The organism is Ralstonia sp. 24A2, assembly GCF_051783885.1.
Lineage (GTDB): Bacteria > Pseudomonadota > Gammaproteobacteria > Burkholderiales > Burkholderiaceae > Ralstonia.
Map to the genome: position 1 here is coordinate 510,474 of NZ_JBPVZD010000003.1, position 13,544 is coordinate 524,017.

A 13,544-nucleotide genomic window follows, 5' to 3' on the forward strand; every position below is an offset into this window, starting at 1 on the left:
TACCGACAAAGCACAAACAGGAGACAACACCATGCAGGCGACCTCACCGCCATTGCTGGACGTACGCGGCGTCACGCTGCAGTACAAGACACGCCAGCATCTGGTTACAGCCACCTACCGCGTCGACTTCCAGGTCTACCCCGGCGAGCGCTACATCCTGCTGGGCCCGTCGGGTTGCGGTAAGTCGACGCTGCTCAAGGCGATTGGCGGCTACCTCACGCCCACCGAAGGCGAGATCCGCCTGAAGGGCCAACCGGTGACCAAGCCGGGCCCGGATCGCATGATGGTGTTCCAGGAGTTCGACCAGCTCCTGCCGTGGAAGACGGTGAAGGAGAACGTACTGTTCCCGCTGCTCTCCACCGGCAAGCTGGGCGCGCGTGAAGCCGAAGAACGCGCCCTGCACTACATCCACAAGGTCAACCTCAGCAAGTTTGCGGACCACCACCCGCACATGCTCTCAGGCGGGATGAAGCAACGCGTGGCGATTGCGCGCGGCATGGCGATGGAACCCGACGTGCTGCTGATGGACGAGCCCTTCGCCGCGCTCGATGCGCTCACCCGCCGCAAGATGCAGGACGAGCTGCTGCAACTGTGGGACGAGACGCACTTCACCGTGCTGTTCGTCACGCACTCGATTCCGGAAGCGATCCGCTGCGGCAGCCGCATCCTGATCCTCTCGCCGCATCCGGGCCAGGTCCGCGCAGAACTGCCAAGCCTTGCGCGCGGCGATGACGACCCCGAGCGCTTCAAGGCACTCGAAGCGGAAATCCACAACATGCTGTTCGACCGCGCGGTGGAGGAAACCCATGCAGACTGAAACCCTTTCCATTCCCACCACCAACGTCAGCGATCGCGAACCGGTGTACCGCACACCCGTGGCGTTCGAGCGTATTGGCGTGGTCGAAAAACCGCTGTCGATTGCCGAGCGCCTGTATGAGCAGGTGTGGCTGCGCAAGCTGGTGATCCTCGTCGTACTGGCGCTCGTCTGGGAAGGTGGTGCGCGCTGGCTCGACAATCCGCTGCTGCTGCCCACCTTCTCGGATACGGCACAAGCGCTGTGGGCCGGCCTTGCCAGCGGCACGCTGTTTGCTCGCATCGGCACGTCCATGGAGACGCTGCTCGCAGGCTATGCGCTCGGCTTGGCACTGTCGTGTGCGCTGGTGGTGCTGGGCATCAGCAACCGGCTGGGCCAGGACTTCCTGGAAACGCTCACCGCCATGTTCAACCCGCTACCCGCCATTGCGCTGCTGCCGATCGCACTGGTGTGGTTTGGCCTGGGCAACGGCAGCCTGATCTTCGTGATCGTGCACTCGGTGGTGTGGGCGGTGTCGCTCAACACGCACGCAGGCTTCCTGTCAGTGTCGAACACGCTGCGCATGGTGGGCCGCAACTACGGGCTCTCGGGCATGGGGTATCTGACCAAGATCCTGATTCCCGCAGCGTTCCCGTCCATCCTCACCGGCTTGAAGATCGGCTGGGCATTTGCATGGCGCACACTGATCGCATCGGAACTGGTGTTTGGTGTCAGCTCCGGCCAGGGCGGCCTCGGCTGGTACATCTACGAGAACAAGAACCAGCTCCAGATTCCGGAAGTGTTTGCGGGCCTGCTGACCGTCATCATCATCGGCCTGCTCGTGGAGAACCTGGTGTTCCGCACGCTGGAAGCACGCACCATCAAACGCTGGGGCATGCAGAACTAAGCATTGGCGCCCACACAAGCGCCCCGATGGTTTGGCCTTTGACGTTCCTGCCCTAGATGGCGCCTTGAATTTCTGTTGCAGAGAGGAAAAAGGAAGGGGAACTGTCTGAGCGAAGCGAGTTTTCCCCTTCCCCTCTCTGCGACAGAAATTCAAGGGATGGGTCGCCATCTCGGGCGCGCCTCTCTTTGCTTACTTTCTCTGGCAAGACAGAGAAAGTGAGTCGGCCCCGGCAGGGGACGAAACCCAGAATGCACCACCAACAAACAACAAGGAGACAACCCATGCAGCAAACCCGCCGCAACATCCTTCGCCTCACCATGGCTGCCACGCTAGCCACCTCTCTCTTCGGCGGCGCCATCAGCAACGCCCACGCAGAAGCCAGCGAAGTCCGCATCTCCCACGGCTACGGCATCCTCTACCTGCCGATCATGGTGATGGCCAGCGAACACCTGCTCGAGAAGCAAGCCAAGGCAGCAGGCCTCGGCGACGTGAAGGTCAGCTACCGCATCCTCGACGGCGGCAACGTCATCAACGACGCCATGCTCTCGGGCGCGCTCGACATCGCCTCGCTGGGCGTACCGGGCTTCCTTACGCTGTGGGACAAGACCCGCGGCAGCGCGATGGAAGTGCGCGGTCTGTCATCGCTCAGCTCGTCGTCGATGTACCTGATGACGCGCAACCCGAACGTGAAGACCTTGACGGACTTCTCGGAGAAGGACCGCATTGCCGTGCCCGGCATCAAGACCTCGCTGCCCGCCGTGGTGCTGCAGATGGCCGCTGCCAAGACCTTTGGCGACAAGCAGTTCAACAAGCTCGACCCGATCACCGTGCCGCTGCCGCACCCGGACGCCACCGCCGTGATGCTGGCTGGCGGCAGCCAGATCAACAGCCACATGGCCTCGCCGCCGTTCTCGTACACCGAGGCCGCCGCGCCCGGCCTGCACCGCGTATTCAACACCGTGGACGTGCTCGGCAACATCACGCTGGACATGACCTACACCAGCAAGAAGTTCTACGAGGCCAACCCGAAGCTGTCGGCGGCCTTCGTGGCGGCCCTGGATGAGGCCAACGCGCTCATCGCCAAGGACAAGACGAAGGCCGCGCAGATCTACATTGCGCAATCGAAGGTAAAGAGCTCGCCGGACGAGGTGAAGAAGATCCTCGACGATCCGGATTCGCGCTTCACGACCACCCCGGTGGGCGTGGCACACTACGCCGAGTTCATGCAGCGCGTGGGCACGCTCAAGAACAAGCCGGCATCGTGGAAGGATGTCTTCTTCCCGACGGTGCAGAACCGGCAGGGTTCGTAAGCCCACCTACGGCAAAGCGCGGCATCCGCACGGAGACATCCATGACCCTACGTATCGTCCGGCTCGGCGGGCCGCGCGAACCCGATGAAGGCCTGCGTATCGGCACCGTGCGGCGCCCGCCGCGCGGCGTACCCAAGGAAGAATTCGCCAGCCGCGATTTCTACGACATCTGGATGCCGCTACTCTCCCCCACGCCCGAACTTGTCAAGCAGGCCCAGGCCGCACAGGTGGCGCATGACGAGAAAGGCTGGCAAACCTTCGTGCGTCACTTTCGCGCCGAGATGCGCGATGGCGATGCCGCGCGCCTGCTCGACATGCTGGCTGCGCTGTCGCACCAGACCAATCTCTCGGTCGGCTGCTATTGCGAAGACGAGGCGCACTGCCACCGCTCCGTGCTGCGCGAGCTGTTGAAGGAACGTGGGGCGAAGGTGGTCCCATAGCGCATCACGCATCACGCATGCTCCGCACTCGTACAAGGAAGACCCATGCCCAACCTGCCTCGCACGTTCCGACGCTCCATCGCATCCGCTTTCCTGCTTGCACTGGCATTGACTGCCGCGCAGACGGCCACTGCGCAGACCGCCCCCGCTTTACTCCAACCTGCCGATGCACACCACGCCATCGCCACGCTATCGGCAACAGGTGTACAGATCTACGTCTGCTCGCGTGACGGCAACAAGCCGCTGGCGTGGGCCTTCAAGGCACCGCAGGCCGATCTCTACGATGCCGCCGGAAAACTCACCGTCAAGCACGGTGCAGGCCCGACTTGGGAAGCCGCTGACGGCAGCAAGATCACGGGCAAGGTTGTGCAGCAAGTGGCCAACAGCACTGAGGCCGGCGCCATTCCGATGTTGCTGTTGCAGGCGACCAGTGTCGGCGGTGCAGGCCTGTTGAGCGGCGCACGCTATGTACAGCGGCTGCAGACCCATGGTGGCATCGCGCCGGCACAGCCCTGCACGGAAGAAGGCCAGGAGGGCCGCAGCCCCTACTTGGCGCAATACGTCTTCCTCGACTGATCGACTGACGCAGCGCCACAGAAGGCAGCGACTCTACCCCATGCGGGGGACGATGTACGACCCTGGGCGGACCTATAACAGGGATACGCGCGACCGGTATCTCTAGGCATCGCGCCATCGTCATTTCAGGAGTACCGCCATGGGCCGCCGCTATATCGATTGCCGCGCCTTCCCCAGTGAGAACAACTGCTCGGTCGCCATCAGCGCCGACAGCGATGCCGAGTTGCTGGAGGCGGCGGTGCAGCATGCTGTGTCCGTGCACAAGCACACGGACTCACCCGAGCTGCGCGCGCAACTGCAAACCCTCTTCAAGGACGGCACACCCACCACCGAGCGGCCGCCAATGGCAACCGCATGACGGTGGTGTAGCTCCGCTGTCTCCTTAGCTGCGCGGAATACGACGCTGGTACTCGCTGTGCAGCCGCGCAAACGTCGGCCAAAAGCTGACAGGGCTGCGCTCGGCCAATCGATCAGCCAATACGCCCAGGTGCGTATGCCAGCCACCGGACACGTTGACCATGTCGTCGCGATTGGGCAGGCGCGAATGCGTGACCGTAAGGCGCACGTCATCGCCATCCTCCGCAAGCTCGAAACGTACCTCCGACGGCACCTCACCGCTGCCGGGCCACGTATAGGCGAGCAGATGCGGCGGCTCATAGGCCAGCACGCGCGCGGTCATCAGGTGTTCGCCGTCGTACTTCGCAAACTCGGGCGGCGGCGGATCGTCGTGCCCCGTCAGCTTGCTGTTGTGGAAACGGTGCTCAACGCGGCCACCCACGCGCGGTTCGATCTCGCCATGGGCCAGCCATTGGCCGCGCTTGTCGGAGTCCACCAGATAGCTCCATACGCGCTCGATAGGACCTGGCAGCACGCGCTCCAGGCGCACGGTGTCGGATGCAATGAGGGTGCCGTAGTCATTCATCGTTCTCTCCTTGGTGAAACGCAGGCGGTGCAAGTCAGATGGCTTGCCGGCGCGTCATGGCTTGGGGGCTCGGGGACGGCGCTTGGGTGGCGCCTGCTCTGCCACCACCTCGGCGCGCAGCGCGGCTTCCAGGGCATCGAGCCGGCTGCCCCAGAACTGTTCGTAGTGGCGCATCCACTCCATGCCGGCGTGCATGGGCATGGCGTCGAGGCTGCAGACGTGCGTGCGACCCTGCACGCTGCGCCGCACGAGGCCGGCCTTCTCCAACACCTTGATGTGCTTGGATGCTGCGGCCAGTGAAATGTCGAACGGCGCGGCAAGGTCGCCCACGGTGCGCGGCTGCTCCGCCAGGCTATGCAGCATGGCACGCCGGGTCGGATCGGCCATCGCATGGAAAACGGCGTCGAGCTGATCGGAAGAATATTTAACCATATGGTTGAATTTAGTACCCAAGCACAGGACTGTCAACCAAATGGTGAAATGTTTTTGAGGCGGAGAACGCCGGTGCTAACGGCGCGCTGACGACGCCAACATCAGCCGCACCACATCGCACTGGCTGTGCGTGTTGGTCTTGCGGTAGACATGCTTGAGGTGCGTGCGCACCGTGTCGAGCGAAATGCCCAGCGTACGTGCGATGCATGCCGGATCCGCCCCGCGCGCGAGGAGACCAGCCACATCGGCCTCACGCGGGGTGAGGCGGAACACGTCGGTGATCCACAGGCTGGGGGATTGCGGCGGCGCAATGCCCGCGCGGGCGGCAACGCGCTGCCAGCAAAGCGGCAGTGCCTGCGCAAGATGCGGCAGCAGATCGCGCGGCAGGGAACGCGTGGCCAAGAGCGGCACGCCGCGCACGCGATAATCCAGCCACACCGCCCCGCGCACTTCCGCATCCGCCAGCGGCCAGGCATCCACGCCGTCGCAACGTGCCGCATGCAGCAGCAGATCCGCCGTGTGCGCACCGTGCGAGGCCGCCCAATGCAGGCGGCCGTCCACCCGCCAGCGGACCATTGCCGCAGCATGATCCGCGCTGCAGACATCACGCAGCACGTTCATGATGCCCACGGCGTCCCCCGCGCACGCCGCTTCGTAACAGCGGCGCAGCACGGTTGCCGAGGCATGGGAGGGCATGGCGGCAAAACGCGGCATGGATGAATACGGGCAAGACAGGCACTGGCACTCGCGGCCGATGCGCCCCGATAGCCCCTCTGCGGAAAAGAATTTCATTATAGAAAGCGCGCCCGACGGCGCGCTGCGTCGTTTGCCCTAGGCCGGAATCTCAGGCCAGCGCACGACGCGCCATCCAGCGTGCGCGCAGGTGGTCGTATGCAAGGTTGAAGAAGAATGTGTATGGCAGGAAGAACAGCATGATGCCGATGTCGATCACGAAGGCTTCCCACAGGCTCACGTTAAGCCACCACGCGCCCAGCGGCACCAGCATCACGACCAGGCCGCCCTCGAACAGGCAGGCGTGCACCACGCGCACGGCCAGGGTGCGCGAGAGCTTGTAGCGATGCTCCACGCGCTCGAAGAGCGCGTTGAAGATCATGTTCCACACCATCGCCACGCCGGCAAACATGAGCGTGAGCGCCCCCATGTGCGCAAGCGACACGCCCATCAGCCAGCTGAACAGCGGCGCACAGATGATGGTGGCGAGGAGCTCGAAGGAGAGCGCATGGAACACGCGCTCGACGGGGGTTTTGGCTGGGACTTGCATGAAGGACTCCGATGAATGGGCGTGATTTTCATCGGCGGAAGCAAGTTTATCCAGTTCGATATCATCGGTTTTTCCGATATATTGAGCAAATCCCGCCATCTGGAGCCACCCATGCGTCACTCCCCTGAAGCCCTGCTGGCCTTTGCGGAGGCCGCCACGCTTGGTTCATTCTCGGCGGCGGCGCGCAAGCTCGGTAAGCGGCAATCGACCGTGAGCGAGGCGATTGGCAATCTGGAGATCGACCTGGGCCTGACGCTGTTCGACCGCAGCACGCGCCAGCCAACGCTAACCGAGGCGGGCCACGCCATGCTCACGCAGGTGCGCCGCGTGCTCGAAGCCGGCGAGCAGATGGACCGCCTGGCCGCGCAGATGGCCGGCGGGCTTGAAGCGCGCCTGACACTGGTGGTGTCCGACACGTATCAATCCGATCGCTACGAGCAGACGCTTGCCGCGCTCGAGCAGCGCTTTCCCGAGCTGGAACTCGAATGCCTGATTGCCGAGTACGAAGACGTGCTCGACATCATCCAGCAGGGCCGTGCGCAATTGGGGCTGGTGGCCACGCAGCCGGCGTATCCGCCTGACATTGGTGCGGCCACCATCGCCGAGCAATCGGAGATCGGCCTGTTCGTCGGGCGGCAGCATCCGTTCGCACAATACGGCGACAAGGAAGTGCCGCATGCGGTGCTGCGCGAGGCGCGCGAGCTGCGCCTGAACACCTTTGTCGACCCGATCGGACCCCGCGCTGAAACCACGCCCGTGCGCAGCCTGCGCCGGTGGTCGGCGCCGAGCTATCTGATGCTGCTGGAAATGGCGATGCTGGGCTTCGGTTGGACGGAACTGCCGCGCTGGCTGGTCGACCATTTCGCCGCGGATCGCCTGCATGAAGTGCACGCGCGCGGCTGGCCCCGCCATGTGCCGGTCGACGTGGTCTGGTCACGCAAGCGCACGCTCGGCCAGGCCGGTGCGTGGCTGCTCGAGACGATGCTGGCCGGAACTGCGTAGGCGGGGCTTACTCGTCCAGCCGCTCGATGATCAGGCGCGACAGCTGTGCCGTCTGCTCTTTCGAGAGCGAGAACTCCACGCCAAACGACGGAAAACCCGCCGGGCCATCCTGCAGGGGCGCGGTGCCGGCCACGTGGCCAGCGATGGAAAAGTCTTCCTGCTGCCCGTCAACGTAGGCGCTGAAATCCAGTGCGAGCCGCTCACCCGGTGCGAATGCCGCGCCGGCACTCTGCACGAGCGCGCCGTTCAGGCAGATGTCGCGCAGCACGGCCACCCGGTCCGCAGGCGAGGTCGCCTGCCCGTCCGCACGCAGCGTCGCCCCGATACGCACCTGCACGCGCTTGGCGCTGCGCAACGGCACCTTGTGCACCTTGGCAGGCATCGACAGCACCAGATACGGCGAAGGGAACTGCCCCGCTGCCACCACGCTGCCCATCATGCTCACCACCTCGCGGCCCGAGAAGCCCCGCAGCAACAGCACATCACGCACCTCGGGGCGCAGCGTGCGTTTGCCATCGGCGGGTTGTGTGATGAAGATGGCCTCGCCCTCGATGTAGCCGATCAGGCGGCATGGCAGCGGACCGCGCAACGGGGCGGCTTTCTCCTGCACTTGCAGAACGGTGCCGATCGACAGGCCCGTCGTACCCAGGCGTGGCTTGCCTTCTGCGGCGTCAACCGCCGGCGCCACAGCAGGCGCATCCTCCGCAGGCGCCGCTGCCATCACCGCGCCATGCAGAAACAGCAAGCGCACGGCCTCCGCATCGGGCACAACCACGCCCGCGGGCAGCAAAAGCCGGTTGGCTCCATCCACGAGTGCAAAGGGCAGTGGCTGGCCGACGGGTACGTCTTCCTGCGTGAGTTGCCGCGTAGGCTGGGTCATAGCTGGCGTTGGGGGCGTGTTCGTCAGGGTCTTGCCAAGGCTCGTGCCTTGGCAGATATGCCGACCATTTTGCAACAATGGCCGGTATATGCACGGAGATCAACTGCCGCACGTTGCGCTTTGCCTGACTCACATCAACGCCAAGCGTTTGCGTCACTCCGCCAGCGCGGTCGCCTCGATCTCGACGGCCAGACCGTAGTGCAGCGTCGGCACCGGCACCACGGCACGCGCCGGGCGCAGTTCGCCGATCCACGCGCGATACAGCGCGTCGAAGGCGGGCCAGTGCGTTTCCATGTCCGTCACGTACACGCGCACCTGCACGAGGCGCGAACGGTCGGTACCGGCGGCAGCGAGCACCGCATCCAGGTTGGCGAGCACCTGCCGCACCTGCGTCTCGAACGGCGCATCGACGAGCTTTTCGCCCGTAGGCGTGACCGGAATCTGCCCCGCCACGAACACGAAACCATTGGCGCAGACAGCGTGTGAGTAATGCCCCGCCGGCGGACGCAGGTCCAGCGCGTTCAGGTAGCGCGCGTCGGTCATGTGGCCCCCAAGACCAGCTTGGCGAAAAGCGGCAAGTCCACATTGCCGCCCGAAATGATCACCCCGACGCGCTTGCCACGTACATCCACCTTGCCGGTGAACGCGGCAGCGGCAGCCAGGCAACCGGTGGGCTCAACCACCGCCTTCATGCGGCCGGCGAAAAACTGCATCATGCTTACCAGCTCCGCATCACTCACGGTGACGATGTCGTCGACCAGCTCGCGGATCACGGCAAACGTGTAATTGCCCAGGTGCTGAATCTGCGCGCCGTCGGCCAGTGTCTTGGGCGTGTCGATGTGGACGATCTCGCCCTTGCGGAAGCTCTGCTGGCCGTCGTTGCCGGCCTCGGGCTCCACGCCGATGATCTTGCATGCCGGATTCAGCGCGCGCACCGTCGTGGCGGTACCCGAAAGCAGCCCGCCACCACCCAGCGGTGCGAGTACCACGTCGAGCTGGCCGACCTCTTCGATCAATTCCTTGGCCGCCGTACCCTGCCCAGCCATCACGTGCGGATGGTCGTACGGCGGGATCAGCGTGAGGCCGTGCTCTTCGGCCAGCTTGCGGCCGATGGCTTCACGGTCTTCGGTGTAGCGGTCGTAGAACACCACCTCGCCACCGTAGCCGCGCGTGGCTTCCACCTTGAGGGCAGGCGCGTCCTTGGGCATGACGATGACGGCGCGCATGCCGAGCAGCTTGGCCGACAGCGCAATCCCCTGCGCATGGTTGCCCGACGAGAACGTGATCACGCCCGCCTTGCGCTGCGCCGGCGTGAACTGCGACAGCGCGTTGTACGCCCCGCGAAACTTGAACGCACCCATGCGCTGGAAGTTCTCGGCCTTGAAGAACAGCTCGGCGCCGGTCATGGCGTTGGCGGTGCTCGACGTCAGCACGGGCGTCTTGTGGGCCACGCCTTGCAGGCGGGCATGGGCCGCAACAACGTCGTCGTAGGAGATGGGCAAGCTCATGCGATGTCCTCGTTATGTTCGGGAAGGTAGGTGTAGACAGTGGAGCGCGCCACGCCCAGCGTTTGCGCGACTTCAGTCAGCGCGCGGCGCAGGTTGAGCAAGCCGCTGGCGGCCAGTTCGCGCATGGCTTCGCGGCGCTGGTCCAGCGTCAAGGCCATGGGCGTGGTATTGCGTGCGGCAGCAAAGCGTTCGAGGGCGACGCGCACATCTTCCACGCGGCGGGAACCGAGCGATTCGGGCACCGGTGGCGCGGCCACATCAACGCGCATCAGTTGTGTGAGGCCAGTCGTCACGGCGCTCAACATGGAGACGTCCATGTTCAGGCAAATAGCGGCAACGTACTCGCCACGGCTGTTCTTCAGGCCAATCGAGGTGCTCTTGGCGGGGCGGCCATCGGGGAACCGGTTGGCGTAGTTCTCGATGACTTCGGGGAAATCCGGGTCGGCCAGGCGCGCCAAACCCAGCTCAGTCACGGCATCGCCGACTTGGCGGCCCGAGAGGTTGTTGGCGATGGCGACGACGGAATGATCGGGATCGGTCAGGTCGTGCAGCACGACCTCGACCAGCGGCGCGAGTGTCTTACCCAGCGCCTCGACGATCTTGCGGCCTTCGCGCAGCAGAAGGTGGTTTTCTTCAGCTAGTGTCATGATATTGACAATACGTCAATTGCTGACATTTCGTCAATATCATGCTTTGGACTCACTAGGCGGGGGCGTTGATGAAGCGCACCAACTCCGTCATGGTGGGCTCAGGCGCTTCTTCCATCAGCCAGTGGCCGGAGCCCTTCATGGTCACACTGTTGACATTGGTCGCCACCAGCTTGGCCTGTTCGATCAGGAACGCGCCGGAAGCCCGCTCACCGGCCAGCACCAGCATTGGCATCTTGAGCGGCGTCTTGGCAAAGCCGGCAAAGTCTTCCGCATCCTGCGGAAAGGCGTGGAAGTATTCGAACCCGGCGGCCATACGGCCCGGCTGACCGTAGGTGCGCGCGTAGAACTGGCGATCCGCTTCGGGCAACGAGTGGTTGCGATCCGCCGCAAAGTCGTTCCAGAAGTGCTCGAAATAGATGCGCTCGCGGCCTTGCACCAGCTTGAGCGGCGTGTCGCCGTAGAAGTGAAAGTGCCACAGGTCGCGCAGCAGCCAGACCTTCTGCCAGTCGCCCACGCCCGGGAGGAAGGCGTCCATGAGCGTGATGCTTTCCACTTCATCGGGGTACTGCGCTGCATAGGCGTACGCCACCATCAGGCCGATGTCATGGCCGACCAGCTTGACTTTGCGATACCCCATGGCCTGCACCATGGCGTGAATGTCCTGCGCCAGCGTCTTCTTGTCGAAACCCGAGGCGGGAATCGACGACGTGCCCGCGCCCGGCAAGTCCGGCGCCAGCACCACGCGGCGGTCAGCCAAGCGCGGGATCAGCGGCAGCCACATGTGGCTGGTCTCGGTATAGCCGTGCAGCAGCACGACGGGGGTTTCGGGACCGCTGCCGGCTTGCAGCGTGTGGATCTGCAAACCAGCGGCATCGACGATGCGGTCTTGCACCGTGGGTGCGGCATGCGCCTGCAGCGCTGCCAGGCCGATCAATGCGGCACCCAAATGGCGTGCCAGGTTGGGAAGAATCTTCATGATGGTCTCCAGCGCGGGCCGCACACGACGTACAGGCGACCCGCAGAGCAAGGGATGGGGGTTAGAGCTGGCTCATGCCGCCATCGGCAATGATTTCCGTGCCGACGATGAAAGCCGATTCGGGCGCAGACAGGTGCAGCACCGTGGCGGCAATCTCCGCCGGCTGGCCGAAGCGACCCAGCGGGATCTGGCTCTGGATCTGCGCTGCGGTGGCCGACAGGGTGTCGGCATCCAGGCCGAGCTTGCCGTAGATGGGCGTGCTGACCGGGCCGGGGCTCACCACATTCACGCGGATACCTGAGGCGAGCAACTCACCCGACAGCGTCTTCGCCAGCGAGATCAGCGCCGCCTTGCTCGCCGCATACACCGACGAATTCGGCATGCCGATACGGGCATTGATCGAGCCGTTCAGCACGATCGAGGTGCCCGGATTCAGGATGGGCAGCAACGCCTGAATCTGGAAGAACGCACCCTTCACGTTGGCGTTGAAGGTGGCGTCCCACATGGCTTCCTCCACGTCTGCCACGGCCGCAAACTTGGCCATGCCGGCGTTGATGAATACGGCGTCCAGACGCACGCCCGCTTCCTGTAGTTGGCGGGTCAGCTCGCGCGCTGCAGCCACGGTGCCGGTTTCATTGCGGATGGCGATAGCGTTGCCGCCAAGCGTGGCGCGCGCCGTTTCCAACGCTGCCGCGTCACGGCCGGTGATGACCACGCGGGCGCCTTCCTTTGCAAATGCCTGGGCGGCTGCCAGGCCAATACCGCTGTTGCCGCCAGTGACCAGAACGGTCTTGCCTTCGAAGCGATTCATGATGTCCTCCATGGGATAAATTGAACTTGAACAATCGCGTGACTGCAGTGTGGACGCGGGCAAGCGGTTTGCCATACGATCCAACCGACGAACACGTTCGAAGGAATTGCACATGTTGACGGACGAAGAATTGGCCCTGCTGGAGGCCATCCGCCAGACGGGCAGCCTGTCGCGTGCGGCGGCGCAATTGGGCAAGGCGCCGTCGACCGTGTCATATGCGGCGCGACAACTGGAGCAGCGTTTCGACGCCCTGCTGTTTGACCGGCGCCGCTATCGGCTGCAGCTCACGCGGGCTGGGCTGCTCCTCACCGAAGAAGCGGCGCGACTGGCGCAGGACGTGTCGCGCATCACGCAGCGCGTGCGACAGGTGGCCAACGGTTGGGAAGACCGGCTGTGGATCGTGACGGATGAACTGCTGGAGTTCGAATCGCTCATGCCGGTCATGCATGCATTTGATGCATTGCAATCGGGCGTCGCCCTGCGCGTGACGCACGAAGTACTGGCTGGCACATGGGAAGCACTGCGCGACGGGCGTGCCGATCTCGTCATCGGGGCAACCAACGAGCCGCCTTCCATCCCCAACCTGGGGTGGTTCGAGCTGGGCGTGGTGGAGTGGGTGTTTGCGGTGTCGCCGCGCCACCCGCTGGCGGCCATCCAGGCGCCGCTCACACGCGAGGAAATTGCCCGGCACCGTGGCGTGGTGGTGGCCGATTCCGCACGAACAACCGCGGGCCGCGCCTACGGCATGCTGAGCGGGCAACCCACGCTGGCCGTGCCGAGCATGCGCGCCAAGACGCTCGCCCAGCGCGACGGTCTGGGCGTGGGCTGGCTGCCACGGCATCGCGTGGCGTCACTGCTCGCACGCGGCGAGCTGGTGGAAAAACGCACCACCGACCCGCGCGAGCCCAACCTGCTCTACGTCGGCTGGCGCAGCAACGCCGATGGCGAAGGCCGCGCGCTCCAGTGGTGGCTTGAGCAGCTACGCCAGCCAAGGCTGGCCAAGCGTCTGGTGCAAGGCGTCGACGCGTTCGCCTGAAACTTCACCAAGCCGTGTG

General features: G+C 64.5%; 18 protein-coding genes. 8 read left to right on the top strand and 10 right to left on the bottom strand.

The window, feature by feature from the left end; all coding sequences use genetic code 11:
- Positions 1-31 precede the first annotated feature (31 nt).
- The 6 genes from ACS13N_RS19760 (at position 32) to ACS13N_RS19785 (ending at position 4,384) form a co-directional block, all read left to right on the top strand.
- On the top strand, positions 32-817 hold the full coding sequence (locus ACS13N_RS19760) for an ABC transporter ATP-binding protein (protein ID WP_438933308.1): 786 nt from the start codon (positions 32-34) through the stop codon (positions 815-817).
- Positions 807-1,700, top strand: a complete 894-nt coding sequence (locus tag ACS13N_RS19765) for an ABC transporter permease (RefSeq protein WP_438933309.1) — start codon at positions 807-809, stop codon at positions 1,698-1,700. The genes ACS13N_RS19760 and ACS13N_RS19765 overlap by 11 nt, the downstream gene beginning before the upstream one ends.
- A gap of 281 nt (positions 1,701-1,981) precedes the next feature.
- A complete protein-coding gene (locus ACS13N_RS19770; protein ID WP_438933310.1) occupies positions 1,982-3,010 on the top strand; it encodes an ABC transporter substrate-binding protein in 1,029 nt (342 codons plus the stop codon).
- 41 nt (positions 3,011-3,051) lie between these two features.
- Positions 3,052-3,450 (top strand): DUF488 domain-containing protein, encoded by a 399-nt coding sequence (locus tag ACS13N_RS19775; RefSeq protein ID WP_438933311.1) that lies wholly within the window; start codon positions 3,052-3,054, stop codon positions 3,448-3,450.
- Between the two features lie 45 nt (positions 3,451-3,495).
- Complete coding sequence (locus ACS13N_RS19780; RefSeq protein WP_438933312.1) at positions 3,496-4,026, top strand: DUF3455 domain-containing protein; 531 nt, start codon at positions 3,496-3,498, stop codon at positions 4,024-4,026.
- Positions 4,027-4,165: 139 nt separating this feature from the next.
- The gene (locus tag ACS13N_RS19785) at positions 4,166-4,384 is read left to right on the top strand and encodes a DUF1059 domain-containing protein (protein WP_039600729.1); all 219 of its coding nucleotides are present in this window, start codon (positions 4,166-4,168) and stop codon (positions 4,382-4,384) included.
- A 24-nt stretch (positions 4,385-4,408) separates the two neighbouring features.
- Here the strand turns inward: ACS13N_RS19785 and ACS13N_RS19790 are convergent, their stop codons facing one another.
- From ACS13N_RS19790 to ACS13N_RS19805, 4 genes are all read right to left on the bottom strand, one after another.
- Entirely contained in the window at positions 4,409-4,948 is a 540-nt protein-coding gene (locus ACS13N_RS19790) for an SRPBCC family protein (protein ID WP_438933313.1), read from the bottom strand.
- Positions 4,949-5,002: 54 nt separating this feature from the next.
- On the bottom strand, positions 5,003-5,380 hold the full coding sequence (locus tag ACS13N_RS19795) for an ArsR/SmtB family transcription factor (protein ID WP_438933314.1): 378 nt from the start codon (positions 5,378-5,380) through the stop codon (positions 5,003-5,005).
- Between the two features lie 75 nt (positions 5,381-5,455).
- Positions 5,456-6,094: a helix-turn-helix transcriptional regulator gene (locus ACS13N_RS19800; RefSeq protein WP_438934455.1), complete on the bottom strand. Its 639-nt coding sequence runs from the start codon at positions 6,092-6,094 to the stop codon at positions 5,456-5,458.
- 130 nt (positions 6,095-6,224) lie between these two features.
- Positions 6,225-6,662: a multidrug/biocide efflux PACE transporter gene (locus ACS13N_RS19805; protein WP_438933315.1), complete on the bottom strand. Its 438-nt coding sequence runs from the start codon at positions 6,660-6,662 to the stop codon at positions 6,225-6,227.
- A 111-nt stretch (positions 6,663-6,773) separates the two neighbouring features.
- Here ACS13N_RS19805 and ACS13N_RS19810 point away from each other — a divergent pair, with 111 nt between their 5' ends.
- Positions 6,774-7,664 (top strand): LysR family transcriptional regulator, encoded by an 891-nt coding sequence (locus ACS13N_RS19810; RefSeq protein ID WP_438933316.1) that lies wholly within the window; start codon positions 6,774-6,776, stop codon positions 7,662-7,664.
- A 7-nt stretch (positions 7,665-7,671) separates the two neighbouring features.
- On the opposite strand, the gene ACS13N_RS19815 is transcribed toward ACS13N_RS19810, so the two are convergent.
- From ACS13N_RS19815 to ACS13N_RS19840, 6 genes are all read right to left on the bottom strand, one after another.
- On the bottom strand, positions 7,672-8,544 hold the full coding sequence (locus ACS13N_RS19815; protein ID WP_438933317.1) for a flagellar brake protein: 873 nt from the start codon (positions 8,542-8,544) through the stop codon (positions 7,672-7,674).
- A 153-nt stretch (positions 8,545-8,697) separates the two neighbouring features.
- Positions 8,698-9,087 (bottom strand): RidA family protein, encoded by a 390-nt coding sequence (locus tag ACS13N_RS19820; protein WP_438933318.1) that lies wholly within the window; start codon positions 9,085-9,087, stop codon positions 8,698-8,700.
- Positions 9,084-10,052 carry a threo-3-hydroxy-L-aspartate ammonia-lyase gene (locus ACS13N_RS19825; RefSeq protein WP_438933319.1) on the bottom strand — a complete coding sequence of 323 codons (969 nt, stop codon included), beginning with the start codon at positions 10,050-10,052 and terminating at the stop codon, positions 9,084-9,086. The genes ACS13N_RS19820 and ACS13N_RS19825 overlap by 4 nt, the downstream gene beginning before the upstream one ends.
- The gene (locus ACS13N_RS19830) at positions 10,049-10,699 is read right to left on the bottom strand and encodes a helix-turn-helix transcriptional regulator (RefSeq protein ID WP_438933320.1); all 651 of its coding nucleotides are present in this window, start codon (positions 10,697-10,699) and stop codon (positions 10,049-10,051) included. The genes ACS13N_RS19825 and ACS13N_RS19830 overlap by 4 nt, the downstream gene beginning before the upstream one ends.
- Positions 10,700-10,754: 55 nt before the next feature.
- The gene (locus tag ACS13N_RS19835) at positions 10,755-11,678 is read right to left on the bottom strand and encodes an alpha/beta fold hydrolase (RefSeq protein ID WP_438933321.1); all 924 of its coding nucleotides are present in this window, start codon (positions 11,676-11,678) and stop codon (positions 10,755-10,757) included.
- A 61-nt stretch (positions 11,679-11,739) separates the two neighbouring features.
- The gene (locus tag ACS13N_RS19840) at positions 11,740-12,489 is read right to left on the bottom strand and encodes an SDR family oxidoreductase (protein ID WP_438933322.1); all 750 of its coding nucleotides are present in this window, start codon (positions 12,487-12,489) and stop codon (positions 11,740-11,742) included.
- Positions 12,490-12,601: 112 nt separating this feature from the next.
- On the opposite strand from ACS13N_RS19840, the gene ACS13N_RS19845 reads away from it, so the two are divergent.
- Positions 12,602-13,525, top strand: a complete 924-nt coding sequence (locus ACS13N_RS19845; RefSeq protein WP_438933323.1) for a LysR family transcriptional regulator — start codon at positions 12,602-12,604, stop codon at positions 13,523-13,525.
- The last annotated feature ends 19 nt before the right edge of the window (positions 13,526-13,544 follow it).